We start from the raw sequence: 24,979 nt of genomic DNA, 5'->3' as shown, positions 1-24,979 counted from the left end.
AGGAAACGAGTATGAAGTTCACCAGACGCGATGTAATCCGCACGACCGCAGCCGCGGCGGCCGGAGCCCTGGGCAGCCGCTTCGTCGGCTCGAGCGCCTTCGCCCAGGAAGGCCTGACCTACAAGCCCGAGGAAGGCGCCAAGCTCAGGCTGCTGCGCTGGTCGCCCTTCGTGCAGGGCGACGAGGACCAGTGGCTGAAGAATACCAAGCGGTTCACCGAGGCGACGGGCGTGGAGGTGCGCGTCGACAAGGAAAGCTGGGAAGACATCCGTCCCAAGGCGGCGGTCGCCGCCAATGTCGGCTCCGGCCCCGACCTGATGTTCGTCTGGTTCGACGACCCGCACCAGTATCCCGACAAGCTGCTCGATGTGACGGAACTGGGTGATCATCTCGGCAAGAAGTATGGCGGCTGGTACGACGGCCCGAAACAATATGCGACGCGCGAGGGCAAATTCATCGGCTTGCCGCTGGCCACCATCGGCAACGCCATCGTCTACCGCGAAAGCTGGGTCAAGGAGGCAGGCTTCTCCGAATTCCCAAAGGACACAGCCAGTTTCCTGGAACTTTGCAAGGCATTGAAGGCGAAAGGCCATCCCGCCGGCTTCACCCATGGCCACGGCGTCGGCGACGGCAACAATTACGCGCATTGGCTGTTGTGGAGCCACGGCGGCCAGATGGTCGACGAAGCCGGCAAGGTGACGATCAACAGTCCGGAGACGCTCAAGGCGATCCAGTATGCGCAGGAGCTCTACAAGACCTTCATCCCCGGCACCGAAAGCTGGCTCGACGTCAACAACAACCGCGCATTCCTGGCTGGGGAAGTGAGCGTGATCGCCAACGGCATCTCAGCCTACAACACAGCGAAGATCAACAAGGACAAGGACCCGAAGCTGGCCGAGATCGCCAAGGACATCCGCACGACCAACATGCCGATCGGTCCGGTCGGGAAATCGGTCGAGCTTTTCCAGGTGACCACGGCCGTCATCTTCAACTACACGCCCTACCCCAATGCCGCCAAAGCCTATCTGCAGTTCATGTTTGAGGACCCCCAAATGTCCGACTGGATCACCTCGTCGGCAGGCTATTGCTGCCAAACGCTGAAAGCCTTCGACAACAACCCGGTTTGGAAGGCCGATCCTAACAATGCAGCCTACGCGAAAGCCTCGGCGACTCTGCGCCCCAACGGCTACGCCGGGCCGCTCGGCTATGCATCCGCCGCGACAATGGCTGACTACGTGCTGGTGGACATGTTCGCCAAGGCGGTGACGGGCCAGGCGACGCCGCAGGAAGCGATGGAGGAGGCCGAAAAACGCGCCAATCGCTACTACCGCGTCTGATCCTGGCGCAGTTTGAAGCAGGATGACCGCGCTTTGCGGCTTACTCGAGCCAAGCGCGGTCAGCCACAGTTCCACCCGCATAAGAAGGAGCCCGCGCCATGGCCGTGCCGTCCGTTGCCGTTCAGACGCGCCCGTCGATCCGTTCGAGGCTCGCCGAGAGCAGGAACGTTCTCGGCTTCGGCTTCATGCTGCCGGCGGCGGCGCTGCTCCTGGTCTTTCTCACCTATCCGCTCGGGCTCGGTGTCTGGCTCGGCTTCACCGACACGCGCATCGGCCGGCCGGGCATCTTCATCGGCGTCGAGAACTACGAATATCTGTGGAGCGACAGCGTCTTCTGGCTCTCGGTATTCAACACGCTGCTCTACACGGTCAGCGCTTCGATCCTAAAATTCGTGCTCGGCCTCTGGCTGGCTCTCATCCTCAACGAGAAGCTGCCCTTTAAGTCATTCTTCCGCGCCGTCGTGCTGCTGCCCTGGGTGGTGCCGACGGTGCTCTCGGCCATTGCCTTCTGGTGGATCTACGACTCGCAGTTTTCGATCCTGTCCTGGGCGTTGCAGCAGATGGGCCTGATCGACCACCGCATCAATTTTCTCGGTGACCCGACCAATGCGCGCGCCTCGGTCATCGCGGCCAATGTGTGGCGCGGCATTCCCTTCGTCGCCATCACGCTGCTTGCCGGACTGCAGACCATTCCGCAATCGCTCTACGAGGCCGCTACGCTCGACGGCGCCAGCCGGTGGCAGCTGTTCCGCTACGTGACCCTGCCGTTGCTGACGCCGATCATAGCCATCACGATGACGTTTTCGGTTCTGTTCACCTTCACCGATTTCCAGCTGATCTACGTGCTGACCCGTGGCGGGCCGGTGAACGCCACGCATCTGATGGCGACATTGTCCTTCCAGCGCGGTATTGCGGGCGGCCAACTGGGCGAAGGCGCGGCAATCGCGGTTGCCATGATTCCCTTCCTGCTGGCCGCGATCCTGTTCAGCTATTTCGGACTGCAACGGCGCAGATGGCAGCAAGGCGGCGGAGACTGACATGGTCGCGATCAAGGAAGTCGAGCGCCTGGAAACCGACGAAGGCGGCATGGGCTACCTGCAAAGCCTTCCGCGACGGGTGGTGACGGTCTATCTGCCGCTGCTGGTGTTTCTGATCGTCCTCCTGTTTCCGTTCTACTGGATGACGATCACGGCGGTTAAGCCCAATATCGAGATGACCGACTATGTGAACTACAATCCGTTCTGGGTCGTGCATCCGACGCTGGAGCACATCCGCTACCTGCTCTTTGAGACCTCCTATCCAGGTTGGTTGCTCAACACGATCATCATCTCGACCGCCGCGACTTTCCTGTCGCTGGCGGCTGCCGTTCTTGCCGCCTACGCCATCGAGCGGCTGAGGTTTTCGGGGGCACGGCAGGTTGGCCTCGCCGTCTTCCTCGCCTATCTCGTGCCGCCCTCTATCTTGTTCATTCCGCTGTCGGTGATGGTGTTCAATCTCGGTCTTTACGACACGCCGTTCGCGCTGATCCTCACCTATCCGACCTTCCTCATCCCGTTCTGCACCTGGCTTCTGATGGGCTACTTCCGCTCGATTCCCTTCGAGCTGGAGGAATGCGCGCTCATCGACGGCGCAAGCCGCTGGCAGATCCTCACCAAGATCGTGCTGCCGCTGTCGGTGCCCGGCCTGATCTCGGCCGGCATCTTCGCTTTCACCTTGTCCTGGAATGAGTTCATCTATGCGCTGACCTTCATCCAGTCTTCGGAGAAGAAGACGGTGCCGGTCGGCGTGCTCACCGAACTCGTTCGCTCCGACGTCTATGAATGGGGCGCGCTCATGGCCGGCGCGCTGATCGGCTCGCTGCCGGTGGTGGTGCTCTATTCCTTCTTCGTCGAGCACTATGTTTCATCGATGACGGGCGCGGTGAAGGAATAGAGGCGCACCAACGCCTGCGTCGCCGCGTCGCGGATGGTGCGGACACGACGAGAGTTCCGCGTTAAGCCGCCCGCCAGATAGGCCATCGATGGCATCGCCCGACGCCAGACCATCGGCACGCCGAAAGTATCGGGTGTTTCGATGCGTCACAACCGACTTTGTCCGCCATCGTAAAGCGGCCGCGGCGATCGAATTCAGCAAAATATCAGCAGCCGTTCAGGACAAATAAGCTCGCCGCGGCAATGCTTGCGCTTCGATCACTGCGACGAGCACTGGAGGTTGGTCATGAACATCAACGCTGACGCGCCGTTCCCTCCCGCCCAGTTGGCGCGAGAGGAATTGCTTCGTTTCCTCTCGACCGGTTTCGCCGGCCCGTGCTTCGGCGAAAGCAACGAGATGCTGAACTATCTCGAAAAGGCGGCATCCAGCGAGACATCGGTTGATCCGACCTTCGGACGCCCCCGGCCGCGGCTGCGCCTTCGCGGCATTGTCTCACGCTTGCACCTGTTTCCGGCTTGACCTCAGCCGCATTTGCCGTTCCCATGAACGGCGCGCAATGAGGCGCGGCGATGAGGCGGCGGGTTGGCGCTACGGATCGGCGGCGCGGTTCTGGATCTTGACCGGGGTACGCTCCGGCGCGACGGCGAGATTGTGCCCGTCCGGCCAAAAACTCTTGAGTTGCTCGCCTTCCTGACGCGCAATCCCGGACGGGTGCTGAGCAAGGACGAGCTGTTGCAGGCAGTCTGGCCGGGCGTCATCGTCACCGAGGACTCGCTCACCCAATCGATCCGTGATGCGCGCAAATCGATCGGCGACGAGGCGCAGGCGCTGATCCGCACCGTGCCGCGCCGCGGCTATCTGTTCCAGCCTCCCGACAGCCAGGCAGCGTCGCCTCCCGCTGCCGAAGCGGCAGCTGCCAGGGCGGAGCCGATGGTAGCCATCCTCCCGTTCCAAGTCGACTCGGCCGACAGCGAAACCAAGGCGTTGTTCGACGGCGCGGTAGAGGAAATCACCAACGCGCTTTCTTATTTCAAGACCGTCGCCGTGCTGGCGCGTCATTCGGCCTTCGCGCTGGCCCAGCATTCAAGTGAAGACATCAGGGCGACCGCCGAGCGCCTGGGGGCCGACTATGTCGCCGAGGGCAGTGTCGAGGCCGCCGATGGCGATTACAACGCGCGCGTCGTGCTCACCGAGACGGCGTCCGGCCGGCGCGTCTGGGCCCAGAACTTCACTTTTGCCAGAGGCGAGATCTTTGCCTTCCAGACGATGGTCGCGCAACGGGTCGTAACGGCCCTGGTTACCAATATCGAAAGCGCGGTAATGCGGCGCGGGCTGCCCGCGCCCGCCGCCAACGTCGCTGCCTATCTGCATTTCCTGCGCGGGAAGGAACTTCTGCGCAGCTATGGCGAACGGGTCAACCAAGAGGCGCGTGCGCATTTCCTGAAAGCCATCGAGCTCGATCCTGGTTCTGGCCTGGCGCACGCTTATCTGGCGCTGGCCGAGGTGATCATCGGCGGTTATGCCGACGCGCCGCGTAACGTGCTCGACGAGGCGCGAGACCGCGCGCTGCACGCCATCGCGCTCAGTCCCGACGAGGCAAGGTGCCATCGGATCCTGGCGCAGACCCTCCTTTATCGGGGGCTCGATGAATTCGACGCCGCCGAAAAGCATTTCGCCCGCGCGCTCGATTTGAACCCCTACGACGCCGACACGCTGGCCCAGATCGGCTATTTCCGAGCGCTGCGCGGTGGCGGCGAAGCCGGCCTCGCCTTGCTCGACCAGGCCGTCCAGCTCAATCCGATGCATCCAGTCTGGTATTATGCCGACCGGGCTGCAGCCCTGTTCGTGGTTGGGCGCTACCAGGACGCGATTGCGTCCCTATCAAGCCTGCCGCGCAAGAATGCCTGGCAATGGGCATGGCTGGCCGCGTGTCACGCGCTCCATGGCGATATGGAGAAAGCCGGAGCCTGCGCTAGGCAAGGCCGAGCACTTGAGTCAGGCCTCACCGTGGCGAACATTCTCGCCGAGTTGCGCATCGAACGCGCCGAGGACCGCGAGCGGATGAGCATGGGGCTGCAGCGCGCCGGCTGGGACGCTGCCAGTTGAAAGCAACCGTCCATCCTTAGAAACTCACCACCACCGCATCCGCGTTCCGCTTCGCCGGCCCATGAAACACCGCCTCGATGTTGTTGCCGTCCGGATCGAGCAGGAAGCAGGCATAGTATCCGGGATGGTAGGGGCGCTCGCCCGGCGCGCCATTGTCCTTGCCGCCGGCGGCGAGCCCGGCCTGGTAGAAGGCATCGACCTTGGCGCGGTCCTTCGCCTGGAAGGCGAGATGGTGACGGCCGGTGAGCACGCCTTGGGCGGAACGGCTGTCGGGGGTCGAGACGAACAGCTCGTCGGCCCAGAAATGGTCCTCAGCGCCACCGCCGATCGGGATGCCCAGCACTTCGAATAGGCTGCTGTAGAAACGCCGGCTGGCCTCGATGTCGCGCACCACCAGGTGAAGGTGATCGATGAGCCGGCCGCGATAGAGTTCCATGGGATGCTCCTGGTTGAGAGGGTAAATCTAGATGGGACGGGTGTGCGGTCAATGACGGGTACTGCCGGCTGCTGACACTTCAGCCACTCGCGGGACAGCGCCTGGGACAACGAAATCGGCCCTCAAAAAAATCCGGATAAAAAATGCAACCAGATTGTAGGATCGGCTCCCGCTCCGGCGTCCTTCGGACGCAAGCGGCCCGGTGGACTGGAAAAACCGTGCCGCATCAAACAGGATGCCTTACGGCATGGAGAAAACCATGAACCATTCCTATCGTTGGGTCATCGTCGCGGCCGGCGCGCTGATGACCTGCGTGGCGCTCGGCGCCATGTTTTCGCTGGCGATCTTTCTGGAGCCGATGTCGCTCGACACGAACTGGTCCCGCACCGGCATTTCCAGCGCCATGACCTTGAATTTCCTGGTGATGGGTCTCGGCGGCTTCGCCTGGGGCGCGATCTACGACCGGGTCGGCGCCAGGCCCGTGGTGCTTGCCGGTGCCGTGCTGCTTGGCCTGTCGTTGGTGGTGGCGAGCCGGGCCACCTCGCTTATCGTCTTCCAGCTCAGCTACGGTGTCATCGTCGGGCTGGCGGCCAGCGCCTTCTTCGCGCCGATGATCGCGCTCACCACCGCCTGGTTCGACACCAATCGCAGCCTCGCCGTCTCGCTGGTCTCGGCCGGCATGGGCGTGGCGCCGATGACCATCTCGCCCTTCGCCCGCTGGCTGATCACGGCCTATGACTGGCGCACCGCCATGTTCGATATCGGCGTGATGGCCTGGGTGCTGCTGCTGCCCGCCGTCTTGCTGGTGCGCCAGCCACCGGCGGCGGTCGCAGCCGGCGACGGCACGCCGGCGCCCGTCACCGACGATCCAGGAATGAGCGTCGGCCAGGCGCTGCGCTCGCCGCAATTCATCGTGCTCGGCCTCACCTTCTTCGCCTGCTGCGCGGCGCATTCGGGCCCGATCTTCCACATGGTGAGCTATGCCATGTCCTGCGGTGTGGCGCCGATGGCGGCCGTGTCGATCTACAGCGTCGAGGGGCTGGCCGGCCTTGGCGGGCGCGTGCTCTACGGCGTGCTCGGCGACCGGCTGGGCGTCAAGCCTGTGCTGGTCACCGGGCTTGCTATCCAGGGCCTGGTGATCGCCGCTTATCTCGCCGTCGGCCAGCTCGAGCAGTTCTACCTTCTGGCCGTCATCTTCGGCGCCACCTATGGCGGCGTGATGCCGCTTTACGCGGTGCTGGCGCGCGAATATTTCGGCCTGCGCATCATCGGCACCGTCCTCGGCGCGGCCACGATGCTCTCCAGCCTCGGCATGTCGCTCGGGCCGCTCGCCGGCGGCATGATCTACGACGCCACTGCCAGCTATCGCTGGCTGTTCATCGGCTCGGCGCTGATTGGGCTGGGCGCCGCCGGTATCGCGATCGCCTTCCCGCCGCAGCCGAGCCGGCAGAAACTGCAGATGGCTTGAGAACTGCTGATGGTCTCCCGCCTTGTGGGGGAGATTAGCCAGTCCTCTCACCCGGTCCCCGTGCCCGTGCGTACCGCCTCGCGGTCGCTCTCGTCGCGCTTCACCCGCTCGTCGGAGATCAGCACCACTGGGCATGGGCTGCGCCGCAGGACGGCGGTCGTCGTCTCGCCGAAGATCAGCTCCTCGCCCTGGCGCCGCGCCACGCCCATGACGATCAACGCCACGTTGCGGCCGGCCTGGCGGGCGATGGCGTCGGCGGCGGCGGCTCTGCTGCGGATCGCCGTCTCGATCTCGACGCCGTAGCGGTCGGCAAGCGCGACGATGTCCTTCAGCACGGCTTCCCTGCGGCGGTGCGAGACGGTGTCGCGCAGCTCGTCGCGGCCGGCCCGTGCGACATAGAGCGTCTTGACGGGCGCGCCGGTGACGGCGGCGACGGCCAAAGCCAGTTCGGCGCCGCGGCGGGCAACCGCCGTGCCGTTGACCGGCACCAGTATCTTGCCCGATCGCGGGCCGAGCCGAGGCATCTGGCGGCCGGCGGTGGCCGGCTTCAACACCAGGCAGAGCGGCCCGTCGAAGGCGCCGGCGACCTCGTTCAGCCGATGCGAGAAGGCCCCCTTGGAAGTAACCGCGCGGCCGAGGCCGACGAGCAGCATGCCGTAGCCCTTGCGCGCCTCCTTGGTGACAGCCTCGGCCGAGAGCTCCTCATGCTGGCGGCGGGTGACCGGGGCTTCGCGCACCGGCGTCTCGTCACCTTGCTTCGCCGCCTCACGGCTGTCTTCGGCGCCTTTCTCGATTTCCTCCAGATGCAACCCTTCGGTCGGCTCGGCATCGGTCTCGCCGCTCGAATGCAGCACCGTCGTCGGCTTGCCGGCGCCGATGACGCCGGCGAGATAGGCGGCGAAGCGTCCGACGACACCCTCGTCGACCACAACCAGCAGCCGCTCCAGATTGGCGACGAATCCGCGCTGGTCGATCTCCTCGCGCTCCAGTCTTTTCTGCTCGCCCTCGCCCATCGGCAGGCGGCGCAGCGCCCAGCGCAATGTCGGCGGCATGGCCAAGGTGGTGATGACCGCCATGGTGACGATCATGGTGAAGAGGTTGTGCGACAGCACGCCCATCGACAGGCCGATCGAGGCGACGATGACCTCCGTGGAACCGCGCGCGTTCATGCCGCAGCCCACCGCTACGCCCTCGGCGCGGCTCATGCCGGCGACCTCGGCGCCGATGAAGGCGCCGCCGAACTTGCCGATGCTGGCGATGATGACCAGCGCCACCGTCAGCAGCGCAAGCTGAGGATCGAGAAGCACAGTGAGGTCTGCGGATAGTCCGGCGACGCCGAAAAACACCGGCATGAAAAGGGCGGTGATGATGCCACGCAGCTGCCCTTCGATGTGGCGCGACAGGATTGGCGACTCGCCGACCAAGATGCCTGCGACGAAGGCGCCGAGCACGGTGTGCACGCCGATCAGATCGGTGATCAAGGCCATGGCGCCCATGATGGCGAGGATGACGGTGACGACCGCGTATTCGGAGCGGAAAGTGTCGTTGGTCCAGCGGATGGCGTCGAAGACGATGCGGCGCCCGAGCGTGAAGGAAAACGCCATGAAGAGGGCGACGCCGGCAACCGTGAAGGCCAGGTTGCCGATCTGGATCCGCCCCTGGGTGGCGATGCCGATGGTGATGGCGATGATCACCCAGCCGATCGTGTCCTCGATGATGGCCGACGAGACGATGATCTGGCCGAGGTCGCGGCGCATGAAGTTCATATCGCGCACCACCATGGCGACGATCTTGACCGAGGAGATGGAGAGCGCGGTGCCCAGGAACAGCCCGGCAACGATGCGTTCGCTGCCTGCGGCAAGCAGCGTGGCCGGCATGAACTGGGCGGCGACGAAGCCGAGCGCGAAGGGCACCGCCACGCCGGCGGCCGAAATGGAAAAACAGGCGCGGCCGACGCGGCGCACGAGCCGCAGATCCGTTTCCATGCCGGTGAGCAGGAGCAGCATCAACACGCCCAGCTGGGCGATGGCGTTGATCATCGACTTTTGCGAGGCGTCACCGGCAAAGACCAGCCGCTCGGCCGCCGGCCAGACCCAGCCAAGCAGCGAAGGCCCAAGCAGGATGCCGCCGATCAGCTGTCCCATCACCGCCGGCTGGCCCAGTATTTCCAGGACCTCGCCGATGCCGCGACCGACGACAAGGAGCAGGATGAGTTCGGCGACGAAAATGCCTTCCGAGGACATGCCGGTCTTCTCGGCGGCGAAGGCGACGACGGGCATCAGCAGAAGCGCAGCGGCGGCTAACACGACCGACCGGCGCCGATTGAGTATTTTGGACAAGCTGTCTCCCCTCGATTTCGCGTCATAACGGTTTGGCCGGTGGTTCGGTTGCACGGCCTCGGAGCTGCCAATCTTCCCCTCGTGGGGAGATGTCCGGCAGGACAGAGGGGGTGCGAAGGAACGCGGCTTCACAGCCAGAAGCGTTAACATCTGCAGGTCCGGCATGGGACATGCAGCAAGAGAGACAGGCAGAAGTTGGTACTCTACGGCGCCCCCTCTGCCCTGCCGGGCATCTCCCCCACAGGGACCCACGGGGGGAAGATCCGCAGTTCCGGCGCCGTTTCCTACAATTCTAATCAAATGCCACCGCGGATTTTTGCTTCCCGGTAAAGCGACTCGGCGATGTTCGCGCCGTGGCGGGCAATAAGGAGAAGCTAATGAAAAGCGACTTTGCCGCCGCCCACCTGCACCTCGACCGGGCTTGCCATTACCTGCGCGGCGACGATGAAACGAGCCGCGCGGCGCTTGCGGCGCTCGACCTTGTGATCGAGGCAGTGGCGGCAGCCCAGCATGCCAGGCCGATGGCCGATGTGCTGCTCTTTCCACGGCGCGCGAACGATGGTGTCCCCCGCTTGCAACCTGACTTATCTGCCTGAAAAGGCGGGAACATTCTGGCCGGCCGCACGTTGAAGCGACAGGGGTGTGGCCGGTCGATGTCAAGGCGAGGACCGGCCATGGCGGCGGGAGGCGCCCGGCAGAATGTCCCAGACGAATGCCGCAAAATCCACGGATGTAGCTGTGGCAAGGTCGACAGAGGCGGCTGCGCCGGCAAGATCCACTGAGAACGCCGCGCCGCCGCGCGCTTCCGACACGCTGGCGCTGAAGCTCAGCTCTCCTGAATTCACCACGACGCTGTCCCATTTCCATCGCGCCGAGATCGCGCGCATGGCCGGCTGGCGCGACCGACTCGACCGCACCAGCAACTGGGCGATCACGGTGGTGGCGGCGATGCTGTCGGTATCGCTGTCGACGCCCAGCGCGCATCATGGCGTCCTTTTGTTCGCCATGCTCCTGATCACGCTGCTGTTGTGGATCGAGGCGAGGCGCTACCGCTTCTTCGACGTCTACCGCGCCCGTGTGCGGCAATTCGAGCGCTACTACTTCGCGCAGATCTTTTCGCCGCAGCCGGACTATGCTTCCAACTGGCTCGCGATCCTCGGCGAAGGCCTGCGCTCGCCGCGTTTCCTGATCACGCAGCGCGCGGCGCTGATCCGCCGGCTGCGCCGCAACTACATCTTCATGTACACGATCCTGCTGCTTGCCTGGATCCTGAAGATCACCACGCCGAGCCTGTCGCGCGAAGGCTCTCCCATCGGCTTCGGCGCCTCGCTCGTCGACACGTTCCGGGTGGCGACGCTTGGCCCGATTCCCGGCGTCGTCGTCGTGTGCGGCGTGGCCGGCTGCTACCTCGCGCTGCTCGCCGCGGCGTTCCTGGTCCGCGCCGATGACGGCGAGCTGTCCTTCGGCGACGTGCATGTGTGAGGGAAGGCAGTGGGGCAGTAGTGAGTAGTGAGTAAGTTAGCGATGGGAGTTCGCGGCGTCTACGTGGCCTGAGACTCTTGACCTACTCCCCTACTCCCTACTCCCTACTCCCTACTCCCTACTCCCTACTCCCTACTCCCTACTCCCCTACTCCCCTATTCCCCTATTCCCTTCACTGCAGCGACAGCGCCGTCCGAAACTCCCGGGTCGAATTGCGGGCGGGATAAGGCTCTTCCGGCACGGGAACGCCTAGATGGGCGCAAAGCGGGGCCCAGCCGTCGCCGAGCTTGTGGACCAGCAGACGTTCGGCCGGCACGGTATTCAGCACCGCCTCGACATTGTCCCGATAGATCGCGATCGCGTGGGCGCGATCCTGCGGGCGACCGTCAAAAACCTGTTTCGAAACGAGCGAGATGCCGAGCGACTCCTGGTCTGTGCTGCCGACGATCGCCGGCAGGATGGTTTTTTCGAAACTCTCCCACCAGCTTTCGGGCGAGCGCCAGGTGAGGATGACGCGCGCCTGGGGATAGATTTCGATCAGCTCGCGCCAGTAATGCGCCGAGGGCCAGTCGACGCAGGATTTATAACCGGCAAAGAGCTTGTCCCAGTCGGGCGCGGCGCCCCTGGCCAGCGCCCGCCAGAGCAGCTTCTGCTCCTCATGCGCCATCACCTCCCACATATGATGGCAAGGGCCGAAACCCAGCATGGTCAGCGCCTCGCGCATCGAATCCGTCCCGGTCCGGCCGAAGCCGGTTCCAATCACCTTGAGCGACATTTCCCCTCCTCCTTCGTTGCGATCAATCTCCCTGGACCACGAGCCGCAGGCGGTTGCCTTCCGGATCGGCGGTCGAGATCACGCGACCGTCCCTTTTCACCGGTATGTCGGCTGCTTCGAGCCTGCGCTCCACGGCAGCGAGCTCCTGCGCCGAGCCAAGCTCGATGGTGAAATGGTCGAGGCCGGCAGCACCCGGCGGCGGCTCGCGCAGCTCGTCGCGCGCCCAGATGTTGAAGGCCACCATATGGGCGCGGCGCGCCGTGCCGCAGTCGAACATGCCGAAAGTCCGGGACTGGATATGCGGCCGGAAGCCGAGCACGCCGAGATAGAATTTCATCAGCATCTCGGGCGCGCGGGCGCGCAAATGGATGTGGCCGATAAAGGCATCCTGCGCCATCTTCGGCTCGATATGGCCGGAATTGCCGAGGTCGCGCAGCAGGCCCGATACGTCCAGCGGCTCGAGCCCCGAATGCGCGCTGCCGTCGGTGGCAATCAGCGTCACGCGGCCATTGGGCGACACGTCGCGGCGCAGCAAACGCTGCGGCGTGTCGAAGCATATCTCGATGCCGTTACCGGAGGGGTCGGAGACATAGAGCGATTCCGAAACCAGGTGATCCTGGGCGCTGAACCGTAGGCCAGATGCCTTGAGGCGGGCGGCCGTATGCGCGAGATCGCGGCGGCTGGTGATATGGATGGCGACGTGGAAGAGATCGCGCGCCTTCTGCGGCAGCGGTGCCTCCGCGCCGGCATGGAGCACGATCAGCGTCCGGCCGCCGGCGCCAAGCTCCGCCATGGTGGCGTCCTCGCCAAGCAGCGCCAACCCAAGCGCGTCGCGCCAGACATTCAAGGCCGCCGGCACGTCGGTCACCTTGAGATGGACCGGCCCGAGACGGGTCACCGGAGACAGCAATCCATCATCCATCGTCGTCTGTCCGATTGCGGCCAATGACATATTAGCTGTGAATGAATTGCCTGTCGCGCTCCAAGTTCGGGTTGACCCCTTCCCGGCGGGCGGCGACTATTGCGACGGCCGGTTTTTCTGGAATTGGTTCAGCAGGAGGAGATCGCATGGACGAGACCGAACAGTGGCGCAACATGGCGAGCGCGCCGCGGGACGGCAGCCGCATCCTGGTGACGGTGCGTTCCTCCGAGCAGGGACCGGCCGAGGTGGACATGGCCTACTGGTCGCGCGCCGACCAGTTCGGCGAGGAAGGCTGGCGGGCGTCGGACTCCTCGCCCGGCCGCATCGTCGAATATGCAGAACCGGAACTCAGATGCTGGATGCCGCTGCCGACCGCAGGACGCGGGACGATGCCCAGCCCGTGGGAGGGAGATGACGTGCCGTTGGTGGACGGCGAGGGAATTTAGGGGTGAAGCCCGCCGTCGTTCAGAAGGCCGGTTTTCAAAGCCGAAGCGAGGCGGCACCTCGCCCGGCACGCCGGCGAGAGAGCACTGCACGGGCCGACGCTGCCACGGCAAGAAGCCTGCTCACGAGCATTGGTAGACTTATCCTGGGAGCGCCGGGCAACCGTTGAGCTAACTGCTGCTCCAAGTACCGCGCCTGGGCGATGTCGTGACGAAAGATTGCGGGTGGGCCTTGGAGCCGGTAGAAACCGTCATCTTGCCGGAAGGGCCAGTCGGTCGGGCTGAATGGCAGCATTGAGGTTCTCCCACGTTTCAGGTTCGGCCAACTCTCTGGCGCGACCGTGATAAAGCTGGAGAAGGCAGCGTGATCGAAACGTGAAAAAGACCGCCTGGGACAGATAGCGGTTGAATTACCAGGGGCGAAGCGAAAGAATTGCCATAATCGTGGCCGGGGCCGAACTCAATGAAGGGGCCTCATCTTTATCTTCTGGGCGGATTTGATCTCGCCGGTACTGGCGCGGCTGCTCCAACCTTGAGCCGCAAGGCACGGGCGATGATGGCCTATCTCGCCCTGCAAGCCGGACAGGCACAATCGCGCGAGAAGCTGGCCGCCCTGCTCTGGAGCGTGAATGGCGAAACCCAGGCCCGGATGAGCCTCAGGCAAGCCGTTTCGGCCATCCGAAAGGCCATGCGCGAGTGCGGCAGCGGACGGTTTCTGACAGACGGCGCCAGTGTCGGCCTGTATCTCGACGAGATCGACTTCGATGTCGCCCGGTTCGAGACGCTTGCGACAGGATTCTCGCCCGAACGCCTCGAGCAGGCACTCGCCGTCTACCGCGGCGACCTGCTCGACGGTCTTGGCGTGAAAGAGGAGCCGTTCGAAGATTGGCTTCGAATTGAACGCGAGCGGCTGAGAACGATCGCGATTGCAGCGCTGGACAGGCTGGTGGCGCATTACAGCGCGTCGAACGACCTTTCATCCTGTGCGCGGACGGCTGCGCGACTGCTCGCAATGGAGCCTCTGCGCGAAGATATCCACCGGGCATTGATGAGGGCCTATGCCGCGCAGGGCCGCATCAACCTTGCTCTTAAACAGTATGAGCTCTGCCGTGAGGCGCTGGAGAGAGATCTTGGGCTGCAGCCAGAATTGGAAACGCGCCAACTGTACGAGGCTCTGCGGACACGCCGGATGAGCTCATCGCCTCACTCGACACGTCCGGTTGCGGCCGCCGAGCCGGCGGCCGGTTCAGGGGCAAATGCCGGTGGGAGCCTTTCCGGCGGCGAGCCGTTGCCACCGACCACCCACTACGTCAAATCGGCAGGAATCAACATCGCCTATCAGGTGACCGGCGAAGGGCCGATTGACCTCATATACGTGCCCGGCTGGGTCTCCAATCTCGACCTTGCCTGGGGCTCGCCGCGCTTCGCGCATGTGCTCAAGCGGCTCGGCACCTTCTCACGCCTGATCCGATTCGACAAACGCGGCACCGGTCTATCCGACCGCAATGTCGGCCTGCCGACGCTGGAAGAGCGCATGGAGGATGTGCGTGCGGTGCTGGACGCAGTCGGCTCCACCCGAGCGGTGCTGTTCGGCAGCTCGGAGGGCGGTCCGATGTGCATGCTTTTCGCCGCCACCTATCCCGAGCGTACGTCCGCGCTGGTGCTTAACGGAACCTACGCCAAGGGCACTTGGTCAAAAGAGTATCCGTGGGCCAGAACTGTGGCGCAGGTGGACGACGACGTAGCGGCCGTCGAGAGACAATGGGGCAAGCCAGCCGACATGAGCAACGCAGCGCCGAGCCTGACCGAAGACATGGTCGAACGCGAATGGTTCGCCGCCTATCTCAGGAATTCGGCCTCGCCCGCCGATGCAATCGCGCTCTGGCGCTGGGGTACCGAGGTCGACGTTCGCGACATCCTGCCGGCGATCCGCGTGCCGACGCTGATCGTGCAGAGGACCGGCGATCGCTGGGTGCGCCCAGAGGAAGGGCGTTACTTGGCAACCCACATCCAAGGCGCCAGATACGTCGAGCTGGCCGGCAGAGACCACGTGATCTGGGGTGAAGATTGCGACAGTCTGGTTGACGAGATACGAAGCTTCGTCACCGGATCGACATCCCGAAAGACCATCTCTGCGCTCACCGGATGAGCGGGGGCATGTCGTCGGCAGAACTGCTCATTTCCCGTCCGTGGGAAGGTTGGCGGTTCCGACGCCGCGCCAAAAGGGGCGCAGCCCTCAGAATAAAAACGCCGCCGTGGCCGGATCGGGTCCCGTCCGGCCGTCGGCCGAATCCAGACCGTGAACGGTCCGCATGTCGTCCGCGTCCAGCTCGAAGCCGAAGATGTCGAAATTGCCGGCGATGCGCTCCCGGTGGATCGACTTCGGAATGACGACCAGCCCTTCCTGCAAGTGCCAGCGGATGATGATCTGCGCCACCGACTTGCCATGCTTCTTCGCGATCTTCTCCAGCGTCGGATCGGCCAGCAGCCGGCCGCTGCCCAGCGGGCTCCAGCTCTCGATACGGATGTTGTGCCTGGCGTGAAAATCGCGCTTGTCACGCTGCTGGAAGCGCGGATGCAATTCGATCTGGTTGACGACCGGCGTCACGCCGGTCTCGCCGATGATGCGCTCCAGATGGTCCTGGTTGAAGTTCGAGACGCCGACAGACTTGATACGGCCGGCCTTCCGCAGCTCGACCAGCGTCTTCCAGGCCTCGACATATTTGTTCTGACTGGGCACCGGCCAGTGGATGAGGAACAGGTCGATCTGGTCAATGCCGAGCTTCTGCATCGTGTCGTCGAAGGCGCGCAGCGCCGCGTCACGCTGATGCGCGCCGTTGCGCAGCTTGGAGGTAATGAACAGCTCAGCACGCGGGACGCCGGCAGCACGGATCGCCTCGCCGATGCCTTCCTCGTTGCGATAACCCTCGGCGGTGTCAATCAGCCGGTAGCCGGCCTCGATGCCCCAGCGCACAACCTTGGCCGTGATCTCCGGATCGACCTGCCAGACGCCCAGCCCGATCTGCGGGATGGTGGCGCCATCGTTCAATTTGAGCTGTTCGGGCATGGGAGGTTCCTTTTGGAAGGGAGGGTGGTGCCGACTATGTAGGCCACGGGTCGGGGAATGCCAGTCAGGGAGAGGTTGGCGAGACAGCAATCCCTCTGTCCTGCCGGACATCTCCCCACGAGGAGGAGATTAGCAGCTGCGGAGGCTCAGCCCCTCGCCCCGAACCGCAGCCCATCCATCAAGAGCTTCACCAGCCGCCCCGACCGCTCGCGCCAGTCTGGCGTGTTCGGCGCCGAGTAGATGCCGCCCAGCGCATGCATCACATCGGAAGCATCGACGTCGGCGCGGATTTTTCCCGAGGCGGCGGCGGCCTCGATCAGGCTTCGCATGGCGCCCGAGACGCGGCCGGACGTGTCGGAGAACAGCGTCGAGTTGGTGGTGAGCAACAGGCGCAGGCTGGTGGCGAGGCCGCGCTTGGTGGCGATGTAGTCGACGAAGCGCTGCATCCAGAGCTCCAGCGCGACATCGGCAGGATGCTCACGAGCAAGTTCCTCGGCCGCGTGGCAAAGTCCTTCCACCTCGCGGCGATAGACGACCTCGACCAGATGCTCGCGAGTCGGGAAATGGCGGTAGAGCGTGCCGATGCCGACCCCTGCCCGCTTGGCGATCTCCTCCAGCGAGGCGTCGACGCCATCGGTGGCGAAAGCCTGCGCCGCCACCTCGACCAGCCTGTCACGGTTGCGTTGCGCATCGGCGCGCAGCGGCTTTGGCGCATGCGCGTCGCGCTTCGCTTCAGCGGTCATTTCCTGGTCAGGCACTTTTTTCTCCACCGAACGCAATATGGGGGGTTGAACCATGACCGGCCAGACCCCACGTAAATAAACGGAGGCGCCTCCGGTTTAGTGGAGTGCTTTTATCATATAACCAGGGGAAGCGGTATGTCACGTAGAGAAGGACGGCAAGCGCACCCTGGTTGGTGGAGCGCGGCGATGAGGCTGCTGATCTCCCCCGCAAGGGGGAGATTAATCTCCCCGCCGTCCGCGCCCTCCCTCAAATGTTGCCCTTGCCCCTCCCCTGCCAAGTCCCATTTCCATCGCTAGCGTCCAGCAATCGGAGCCCGACGCCCCATGACCAGCCAGACCATCATCGATCCTCCCGAAGACGGCCATTTCAGGAACGGTCTTGCCGCCAACGGTTCAACCCCTAGTCCCACCATGCTTTCACTCCACCTCACCATTAATGGCCAGGCCCACGCGTTGGAGGTCGAGCCGCGCGTCACCCTCCTCGATGCGCTGCGCGAACGGCTCCACCTCACCGGCACCAAGAAAGGCTGCGACCAGGGCCAGTGCGGCGCCTGCACCGTGCACGTCGACGGCGAGCGCGTGCTGGCCTGCCTGGCGCTCGCGGCCCAAGTCGAAGGGCGCTCGATCACCACCATCGAGGGCCTTGCCGGCGAGGACGGCACGCTGCACGCCGTGCAGGCCGCCTTCCTCGAGCAGGACGCCTTCCAGTGCGGCTATTGCACGCCGGGACAGATCATGTCGGCGGTGGCCTGCATCCGCGAGGGCCATGCCGGTTCCGACGATGAGATCCGTGAATACATGGCCGGCAATCTGTGCCGCTGCGGCGCCTATCCGCACATCGTCGCCGCCATTCGCCAAGCCGAACAGGAGCTGCGCTCGTGAGAGATTTTTCCTATCTACGCGCCGACAGCGTCGAGGCCGCGCGCAATGCCGCCGCTCTTCCCGGCGCCATGCTGCTTGCAGGCGGCACCACGCTCATCGACCTCGCCAAATGCGGCGTCGCCGAACCCTCGACCGTCATCGACATCAGCCACATCGAAGGGCTTAACGCCATCGATGTCACCGCCGACCGCGCCGTGATCGGCGCGCTGGCCAGGATGAGCCATGTCGCCGACCATACTTCCGTGAAGAGTTGCTTCCCGGCCGTATCGGAAGCCCTGTGGCAGGCGGCCTCGGCGCAGTTGCGCAATATGGCGACCATCGGCGGCAACCTGATGCAGCGCACGCGCTGCCCCTATTTCCGCGATCCGCAAAATTTCCCGGCCTGCAACAAGCGCGCGCCCGGCAGCGGCTGCTCGGCGATCGGCGGCGCGACGCGCGGCCATGCCGTGCTCGGCGTCAGCGAGGCCTGCATCGCCACCTATCCGGGCGATCTCGCCGTGGCACTCGTCGCCTTCGACGCCGAGGTCGATCTCGGCGCGCGCAAGCTCAAGGTCGAGGACTTCTTCCTTGCGCCAGGCGCCACCGCCGAGCAGGAGCACGACATCCGCCCCGGCGAAGTGATCACCGCAGTAGAGATCCCAGGCTCGGCCCCCGCCAGACGCTCGACCTACATCAAGGTGCGCGACCGCCAGTCCTATGAATTCGCGGCGGCAAGCGCGGCGGTCGGACTGGAGCTTGAAGGCGACGGCCGCATCATCCGCGACATCCGTGTCGCGCTCGGCGGCGTCGCCACGAAACCGTGGCGGGCGCGCGCTGTCGAAGAGGCGCTGAAAGGCAAGCCGCTCGACGAAGCCACGATCCGCAAGGCGAGCGAGCTCGCCATGGAGGACGCCATCGATCATGGCGCCAACCACTACAAGATTGCGCTGGCGCCGCGCGTGATCGCGCGCGCCATCCTCAAATTGGGAGAGACGGCATGACCGTTCATGACATGAAACACGCCGCGTCTGACAGCGCGCGTCTCGAAGCGGTCGGCGGGCGGCTGTCGCGCGTCGACGGCCCGGCCAAGATCACGGGCGCAGCGAAATATGCCTTCGAGCAGCAGCTCGAGGGGCTGGCGCATGCGGTGCTGGTCGGCGCAACGATTGCCGCCGGCAAGGTGACGGCGATCGACGCCCGCGCAGCCGAGACCGCGCCCGGCGTGCTCGCCGTGCTGACGCCCGACACCATCATGGAATTGAGGGGCGCATCGGACTGGCTCGGCAACCCGCCGTCGCAGCCGACCTACGCGCCGCTCGTGCGCGAGGTCACCTTTTCCGGCCAGCATGTCGCGGCGGTGGTGGCCGAGACATTCGAGCAGGCGGTCGCCGCCGCGGCGCTGGTCAAGGTGTGGTATGACGAGACGCCGGCCATCGTCGACCTGAGCGACGGCAAGGCGGGCGACGGCATCCCGATCGACGCCATGACCAAGGAATGGGGCGACGCTGAAGCCGCCTTCGCCGAAGCGCCTGTGCGCATCTGCGCGGCCTACAACACGCCGCGCGAATTCCAAGCCGCGATGGAGCCGCATGGGCTGATCGCGCGCTGGGAGGGCGACGAGCTGACCATCTGGGAGCCCAGCCAATGGCTCGACGGCATGGCGCGCACCTATGCCGAGTGGTTCGGCCTGCCGTTCGAGAATGTGCGGCTGGTCTCGCCCTATATCGGCGGCGGCTTCGGCTCCAAAGCGCTGGCGCTGGCGCATAGCGCGGTGGCTGCGGCTGCCGCCAGGATGCTCGACCGGCCGGTGAAGCTGGTGCTCACCCGCCCGCAGAATTTTACGTCCTATGGCGGTCGCGCGGCGACGCGTCAGACCGTTGCGATCGGCGCCGACAGGGATGGCAAAATCCAGTCGATCGTGCATCGCGGCGTCAACGAGACTGCGGTCGACGGCATGTGGGTTGAGCCGCTCGGGTCGGTCACCTCGATCATGTATGCCACGCCCAACTTCTCCTCGAAGCAGAATGTCGTGCGGGTCAATACGGTGGTGCCGGGCGCAAAACGCGCGCCGGGCGAGAACCCGAGCGCCTTCGGCATCGAAAGCGCCATCGACGAGCTTGCCTATGAGCTCGGTATCGATCCGCTGGAGATGCGGCTGATCAATTATGCCGAGCAGGACCCGCATGCGAAGAAGGCGTGGTCGACACGCCAGTTGCGCGAGGCCTTTGCCGCCGGCGCGGAAGCGTTCGGCTGGGCGAAGCGCAGCAACGCGCCGCGCTCGATGCGCGACGGCCGCCAGCTCATCGGCTGGGGTGTCGCGGCGGGCACCTATCCGGTGCGACGCGCGCATGGCGAGGCGGTGGTGAAGCTGCTTTCCGACGGTTCGGTCGAAGTCGAAAGCTCGTCCATCGACATGGGCCAAGGCACTTACACGATCCTGGCGCAGACCGCCGCCGAGACGCTAGGCGTGCCGGTGGAGCGGGTGTCGGTGAAGCTCGGCGACTCGCATTTCGCCCGCGCCGGCGTCACCGGCGGCTCGCGACTTGCCGGCGTCATGACCGGCGCCGTCCACAAGGCGGCAGGCCAGGCGCTGGACGAGCTGATCGGGCTCGCGCTTTCCGACCCGCGCTCGCCGTTCCAGAAGCTGCAGGCGAACACGCTGCAAGTGAGGGATGGCCGCATCGCCTCGCCGCGCGGCGAAGGGCCGGACCTGTCGATCGCCGACTTCATGATGGCGATCGGCCGCAACCAAATCGAAGCCAAGGGCGACACGCTGCCGGCCAGCACGACGCCGGAAGAGCGCTACAAGAACTACACCACTATAGCCATGTCGATCCCGCACACCGAGGGCGACTATTCGCGCCATTCCTGGTGCGCGCATTTCGTCGAGGTGCGCGTCGACGAGGATTTCGGCACGGTGCGCGTGTCGCGCGTGGTGTCGGCGCTGGATTCGGGCCGGCTCTACAACCCGAAGCTGGCGGAGAGCCAGTGGAAGGGCGGCATCATCATGGGCATCGGCCAGGCGCTGCTCGAGGAAGGCATTGTCGATCGTCGCCACGGCCGCATCGTCAACGGCAATTTCGCCGACTACATGCTGCCGACCAATGCCGATATCCCAGACATCCAGACCATCTCGGTCGGCATCCCCGACCCGCACTCCTCCGCCCTTGGGGGCAAGGGCGTGGGCGAACTGGCAATCGTCGGCATCGCGCCGGCGATTGCCAACGCAGTGTTCCACGCGACAGGGAAAAGGGTGCGGGATCTGCCGATCACGCTGGAGAAGCTGATCTGAGGTCGACGCCAGCGACGGCCTCCGCCCTAGCCGGCGGCACGTGTCGCGCCGACGGGCCGAGCGCGCGTCGTCATCGTCTCGGCCCGCGCCGGCGGACGTGAATGCCTTTACGGCACGAACAAAACCTCGGCGCGAGGCCAGGGTTTTGCTCGGCCTGCCAGATCAGAACTTGTAGCTGAGGCCGACCCGCAGATCGTGCGTCTTGAGATCGATGTTCGCAACCGTGCCAGGACCGAACAGCGGCACCGAAACATCCTTTTTGCCGAAGTCGGAGTAGCGATATTCGACGCGCGCGATCCACCTGTCGGTGAAAGCGTGCTCGACGCCGGCTCCAACCGTCCAGCCAAGATGGGTTTCGTCGTGGATCGGTATTGAACCGCTGGTGGCGATCACAGTCATTTCATACTTGGCCGCGGCCACGCCCGCGGTGATGTAAGGCAAGGTCCGATCGAAAGCGTAACCGGCCCGCAGCCGCGCCGAACCCGACCACTTGAGTTCGGTCTTGAGCAACGCACCGGCACCGGTGAAGGTCCCCACCCCATCCACATTGCTGTAAGCAATGTCCGCCTCGGCGCCGAGCACGAAGCGGTTCGCCATTTCCTGATCGAAGCCGATATGGATGCCGCCAATGAACCCATCCGGGTCGAGGGGCGCGTTAACGTCGGCACCCCCAGGGCCAGCGTCGGCGATGAAGAGATTGGACTTTCCGGCGACGTAGCCGAAGTGAGCGCCAGCATAGAGGCCGGACCAGTCGTAGTCGGCGGCAACGGGCAAGGTTTCATTGATGTCCGCCGCCGACGCGATGCCGACAGGCGCCAGAATGAAGGCTGTGGCGAGAAGAACCGTTTTCACTGTTTGCTACCCCAATGTTGCTTCCCCAGCCGCGAAATGCTCGGCGGCGATCCGGGTGTCGTCGAGGTTTTGCATTGTTCGCCAGCGGCGTCTTGGGCTGGACCGCACCTGAATTGTCCTGGAGAGCGCCGCAACGCTTTCCCGGTCGGTGTGGCCATACAGCCTCAGTCGATTGCCGGTCTGGACGCAGCGATTGGGTGTGAGTCTACCTGGCTCCGCCCGGCGCCGACGAGGAATTCGGCGCGGTCAGCTCAGCGGCGGGCGGCAGCCTGATCAGTTACGAAAGGCATGCCTATGTCCGAAATCAGTTTGACGAGATCTGCTTGGCGCCTCGTGCCGGTCTTGGCGAATATCCGGTTGAGATGGGTCTTCAACGTGTTTTCACTGATGCCGAGCAACGAGGCGCTCCTGGACGCGGGCAATCCGCTGCCGATCCGCAGGAGGACCCGTGCCTCCGCGGGAGTAAGATCGAACAGCGTCGTGAGAACGGCCTCCGGCAGCGGAGAAGAGGACGTTGTGGTCGATACGAAGACGGCAGCGCAGGCGGGCCGGAAAGCCGCGCGCGCAGTTCCTTCGGTCAGCGGCAACACATAGGCTACGGCGGGCGGTTGACCCGGCGCTGAAACGGGCAGCCCTATGCCGCGAGAGCCAAGCGAAGCATCTGCGCCGGCAGCGCTGGCTAATGCTTCCGCCAAAGCGCGGGCGACCACCGGATTCTGCGGTTGGAGCAGGCCCTTCCTGGAAAGAATGGGACCCTGCCCGGAAAACATCCGGTCGGCAGCCCCATTCGCATGGAGGATTGCTCCGTCGGCGCCGGCAAAAACGATGGGCACGGCGAGATGGTCGAGCGCTTCGCGATAGAAATTGGCGGTAATGCGGGTCTGATCGAGCAGATCTCCAATCAGGGAAGCGCGACGCAGATGCGGCGAGAGCAATGCCAGGAACCGCTGCTCTTCAACGGTTATGATACCCCTGTTGGCACGCGTGGTGCAGCCCATGAGACCAATCCGGTCCGGCGTGTGAACGAATTTGGTGATGCAAGCCTCGCGCAATCCCTGCGGTCCGGCCCAATTCTGGAAGAACGGCGTTTGCTGGAGCTCGGCCTCGCTCATATGCGACAGCGTCGCAACAGGCGTGTCGATGTCGCCAACGACCGCGGCCTTCAATCCGGGAATTTCGTCAAAGTCATAATCCTCCTGGAGCGCGCGCATTTGCACCGGATCCCAAGCTGATTGAGCCGCGAAACGGCCCTGATTGTCAGCAGTGCTGGCCAGCGCGACAGTGGTATAGGCAGCGTCGACAGCTTCGGTGACCCGGGTCATCACTCCGGTCCAGCCTTCCGGATTCAAAACGCAATCATAAATTTCCCCGATAATCGAATAAAGTACTTCGCTGCTAAGCCTTTCCACCGTTTCTCCTAATCCAGGCATGCCCCGCCCCTCACAGGATGGATGGCGGGCAAAAATGAAACCAGCACTTTGACAGCGGCCCGGTGCAAGGACACCGATCCCGCCTGGAGGATTTTGCTGGCGTCATACTTTCGGGTGACGCCAAGCGTGGTGGGGCTCGATTAAGGGGCTCAATCAGCTGAACGCCGACCGCTCAATGTTGCTGGTAATTCCTGGAATGGAAAGTGTCGCGTTCGATTTTTTTGAGACTGCGGGTTTTAGCGGGCGCTTCCTTGTCACGAAAGACGGTGTTTTCATCGGCTCGCCGGTTGAGGTCTTGATGCTGTTACGATGCAGGCAGGGGAACGTGCTTGCAGTATGAGGGATGCTTGCACAGGATTATCTACAATTCCAGCGACCTGATCGGCGGCGAACAAATCCAGAAAGAGCAGTGGATCTCAACGCTGTCATCCGGTTACGCCCGTCTGCGTGCCGATCCGGCCGTCGGCAGATCGTTCGAAGGCGAACTCAGGATTGTTCGAACTTGCGACGTTTCGGTGGGCACGATCCACGGCACTGTCAAATCGATATCGAGAACCACTGAAGACATTGTGGCCCAGAGTACCAACAATGTCGTGTTGCTTCTCAATGCCGGACACTCCGCGCTCAGCGTCGACCAGTCGGGAAGGAGCGTCGATCTGAGTCCAGGCGCGTCCGTTCTTGTCGAGCAGAGCGCTCCGTCAATCATCCGAGTGAGCGACGGACAATGCGGCCTGATCGCCGTGCAGACCGATCGCGAACGCGTGCATCAGCGATGTGCAGGGTTTGAGGATCGCCTGATGACGGCCGTGTCTAGCTCCATGATGATCAACGCCCTTGTTCGTGCCTATGTCGGCGTTCTGGCCCATGAGAAAGAAGCCGAGTCTCAACTGACCATGCAGTTCGTGGCCGATCATATTGCCGATCTGATCGCCGCCACCGCTTCCCCTACCGCACCTGTGACGGCGGACGACAATGCGGACGCGCGAGGTCTACGTGCGGTACGGACGCAAGCGATTCTGACTAAAATTCGCAGCGGCTTCACCGATCCAGAAATCTCCGCGCAAGGCGTCGCAAAAGAGCTCGGCCTGTCGGCGCGCTATGTCCAGGATCTGCTGCAGGAGACAGGCATCAGCTTCTCCGAACGCGTTCTCGAACTGCGCTTGCAGTACGCGCACAGGATGCTCTCGCAAAGGCACAACGACGCCTTGCGCGTCAGCGAAATCGCGCTGATGAATGGCTTCAGCGACGTGTCCTACTTCAATCGCTGCTTCCGCCGCCGCTTCGGCTACACGCCAACAAGCGCCAGATAGAACCGGGCGTCTCCCGAAATCGATCAGGCGACGCGATTTCCGATTTTTCCATTCGCTCTATCTGCTTGTATTAGCCGCATTTTTGCGACGCCAAGCGACGCCGCTTGGCTGCAAAATGCTCGGTGGTGCCAAACCATCACAGCGCGCAGAAAAGAACCGGCATCTCTTTCCAGTCCAATTCCAG

22 protein-coding genes are annotated in these 24,979 nt (G+C 64.1%); 14 read left to right on the top strand and 8 right to left on the bottom strand.

What is annotated here, in order from left to right; genetic code table 11:
- Positions 1 to 11: 11 nt before the first annotated feature.
- The 5 genes from LB535_RS10785 (at position 12) to LB535_RS10765 (ending at position 5,375) form a co-directional block, all read left to right on the top strand.
- On the top strand, positions 12 to 1,337 hold the full coding sequence (locus LB535_RS10785) for an ABC transporter substrate-binding protein (RefSeq protein ID WP_224632159.1): 1,326 nt from the start codon (positions 12 to 14) through the stop codon (positions 1,335 to 1,337).
- A 98-nt stretch (positions 1,338 to 1,435) separates the two neighbouring features.
- Entirely contained in the window at positions 1,436 to 2,374 is a 939-nt protein-coding gene (locus LB535_RS10780; RefSeq protein ID WP_224610256.1) for a carbohydrate ABC transporter permease, read from the top strand.
- Between the two features lies 1 nt (position 2,375).
- Positions 2,376 to 3,269: a carbohydrate ABC transporter permease gene (locus LB535_RS10775; RefSeq protein ID WP_224632158.1), complete on the top strand. Its 894-nt coding sequence runs from the start codon at positions 2,376 to 2,378 to the stop codon at positions 3,267 to 3,269.
- A gap of 285 nt (positions 3,270 to 3,554) precedes the next feature.
- A complete protein-coding gene (locus LB535_RS10770; RefSeq protein WP_224632157.1) occupies positions 3,555 to 3,788 on the top strand; it encodes a hypothetical protein in 234 nt (77 codons plus the stop codon).
- Between the two features lie 63 nt (positions 3,789 to 3,851).
- The gene (locus LB535_RS10765) at positions 3,852 to 5,375 is read left to right on the top strand and encodes a winged helix-turn-helix domain-containing protein (protein ID WP_224632156.1); all 1,524 of its coding nucleotides are present in this window, start codon (positions 3,852 to 3,854) and stop codon (positions 5,373 to 5,375) included.
- 16 nt (positions 5,376 to 5,391) lie between these two features.
- Here the strand turns inward: LB535_RS10765 and LB535_RS10760 are convergent, their stop codons facing one another.
- The gene (locus LB535_RS10760; protein ID WP_224632155.1) at positions 5,392 to 5,811 is read right to left on the bottom strand and encodes a VOC family protein; all 420 of its coding nucleotides are present in this window, start codon (positions 5,809 to 5,811) and stop codon (positions 5,392 to 5,394) included.
- 259 nt (positions 5,812 to 6,070) lie between these two features.
- Here LB535_RS10760 and LB535_RS10755 point away from each other — a divergent pair, with 259 nt between their 5' ends.
- Positions 6,071 to 7,279 (top strand): MFS transporter, encoded by a 1,209-nt coding sequence (locus tag LB535_RS10755; RefSeq protein WP_224632154.1) that lies wholly within the window; start codon positions 6,071 to 6,073, stop codon positions 7,277 to 7,279.
- A 47-nt stretch (positions 7,280 to 7,326) separates the two neighbouring features.
- On the opposite strand, the gene LB535_RS10750 is transcribed toward LB535_RS10755, so the two are convergent.
- Entirely contained in the window at positions 7,327 to 9,558 is a 2,232-nt protein-coding gene (locus LB535_RS10750) for a cation:proton antiporter (protein WP_224632367.1), read from the bottom strand.
- Between the two features lie 437 nt (positions 9,559 to 9,995).
- Between LB535_RS10750 and LB535_RS10745 the strand changes: the two genes are divergently transcribed.
- On the top strand, positions 9,996 to 10,214 hold the full coding sequence (locus LB535_RS10745; protein WP_224632153.1) for a hypothetical protein: 219 nt from the start codon (positions 9,996 to 9,998) through the stop codon (positions 10,212 to 10,214).
- A 103-nt stretch (positions 10,215 to 10,317) separates the two neighbouring features.
- Positions 10,318 to 11,100: a DUF2270 domain-containing protein gene (locus LB535_RS10740; protein ID WP_411969556.1), complete on the top strand. Its 783-nt coding sequence runs from the start codon at positions 10,318 to 10,320 to the stop codon at positions 11,098 to 11,100.
- A 172-nt stretch (positions 11,101 to 11,272) separates the two neighbouring features.
- Here LB535_RS10740 and LB535_RS10735 read toward each other — a convergent pair whose 3' ends face one another.
- Complete coding sequence (locus tag LB535_RS10735) at positions 11,273 to 11,875, bottom strand: sulfotransferase family protein (protein ID WP_224632152.1); 603 nt, start codon at positions 11,873 to 11,875, stop codon at positions 11,273 to 11,275.
- Positions 11,876 to 11,897: 22 nt separating this feature from the next.
- The gene (locus tag LB535_RS10730) at positions 11,898 to 12,797 is read right to left on the bottom strand and encodes a VOC family protein (protein WP_224632151.1); all 900 of its coding nucleotides are present in this window, start codon (positions 12,795 to 12,797) and stop codon (positions 11,898 to 11,900) included.
- A 146-nt stretch (positions 12,798 to 12,943) separates the two neighbouring features.
- Here LB535_RS10730 and LB535_RS10725 point away from each other — a divergent pair, with 146 nt between their 5' ends.
- A complete protein-coding gene (locus tag LB535_RS10725) occupies positions 12,944 to 13,243 on the top strand; it encodes a hypothetical protein (protein WP_095768322.1) in 300 nt (99 codons plus the stop codon).
- A gap of 460 nt (positions 13,244 to 13,703) precedes the next feature.
- Entirely contained in the window at positions 13,704 to 15,389 is a 1,686-nt protein-coding gene (locus tag LB535_RS10720) for an alpha/beta hydrolase (RefSeq protein ID WP_224632150.1), read from the top strand.
- Between the two features lie 87 nt (positions 15,390 to 15,476).
- Here the strand turns inward: LB535_RS10720 and LB535_RS10715 are convergent, their stop codons facing one another.
- Both LB535_RS10715 and LB535_RS10710 read right to left on the bottom strand, forming a co-directional pair.
- Positions 15,477 to 16,307: an aldo/keto reductase gene (locus tag LB535_RS10715; RefSeq protein ID WP_224632149.1), complete on the bottom strand. Its 831-nt coding sequence runs from the start codon at positions 16,305 to 16,307 to the stop codon at positions 15,477 to 15,479.
- Positions 16,308 to 16,453: 146 nt separating this feature from the next.
- On the bottom strand, positions 16,454 to 17,050 hold the full coding sequence (locus tag LB535_RS10710; protein WP_224632365.1) for a TetR/AcrR family transcriptional regulator: 597 nt from the start codon (positions 17,048 to 17,050) through the stop codon (positions 16,454 to 16,456).
- Between the two features lie 411 nt (positions 17,051 to 17,461).
- Here LB535_RS10710 and LB535_RS10705 point away from each other — a divergent pair, with 411 nt between their 5' ends.
- Genes LB535_RS10705 through LB535_RS10695 form a run of 3 tightly spaced genes read left to right on the top strand, consistent with a single transcriptional unit; the run spans position 17,462 to position 21,203 of the window.
- Entirely contained in the window at positions 17,462 to 17,932 is a 471-nt protein-coding gene (locus LB535_RS10705; RefSeq protein WP_224632364.1) for a (2Fe-2S)-binding protein, read from the top strand.
- The gene (locus LB535_RS10700) at positions 17,929 to 18,912 is read left to right on the top strand and encodes an FAD binding domain-containing protein (RefSeq protein WP_224632148.1); all 984 of its coding nucleotides are present in this window, start codon (positions 17,929 to 17,931) and stop codon (positions 18,910 to 18,912) included. Before LB535_RS10705 ends, LB535_RS10700 begins: the two co-directional genes overlap by 4 nt.
- The gene (locus LB535_RS10695; RefSeq protein WP_224632147.1) at positions 18,909 to 21,203 is read left to right on the top strand and encodes a xanthine dehydrogenase family protein molybdopterin-binding subunit; all 2,295 of its coding nucleotides are present in this window, start codon (positions 18,909 to 18,911) and stop codon (positions 21,201 to 21,203) included. Before LB535_RS10700 ends, LB535_RS10695 begins: the two co-directional genes overlap by 4 nt.
- 162 nt (positions 21,204 to 21,365) lie before the next feature.
- Here the strand turns inward: LB535_RS10695 and LB535_RS10690 are convergent, their stop codons facing one another.
- Together LB535_RS10690 and LB535_RS10685 are read right to left on the bottom strand one after the other, a co-directional pair.
- Positions 21,366 to 22,055 carry an outer membrane protein gene (locus LB535_RS10690; RefSeq protein WP_095768316.1) on the bottom strand — a complete coding sequence of 230 codons (690 nt, stop codon included), beginning with the start codon at positions 22,053 to 22,055 and terminating at the stop codon, positions 21,366 to 21,368.
- A 251-nt stretch (positions 22,056 to 22,306) separates the two neighbouring features.
- Positions 22,307 to 23,485, bottom strand: a complete 1,179-nt coding sequence (locus tag LB535_RS10685) for a helix-turn-helix transcriptional regulator (RefSeq protein ID WP_224632146.1) — start codon at positions 23,483 to 23,485, stop codon at positions 22,307 to 22,309.
- Between the two features lie 347 nt (positions 23,486 to 23,832).
- Between LB535_RS10685 and LB535_RS10680 the strand changes: the two genes are divergently transcribed.
- Positions 23,833 to 24,795 (top strand): AraC family transcriptional regulator, encoded by a 963-nt coding sequence (locus tag LB535_RS10680; protein WP_224610284.1) that lies wholly within the window; start codon positions 23,833 to 23,835, stop codon positions 24,793 to 24,795.
- Positions 24,796 to 24,979 lie beyond the last annotated feature (184 nt).

This window comes from Mesorhizobium sp. CA10, assembly GCF_020165285.1.
Lineage (GTDB): Bacteria > Pseudomonadota > Alphaproteobacteria > Rhizobiales > Rhizobiaceae > Mesorhizobium.
Note: the sequence above shows the minus strand (reverse complement) of the source record. Positions and strands in the feature narration are given on the sequence as shown.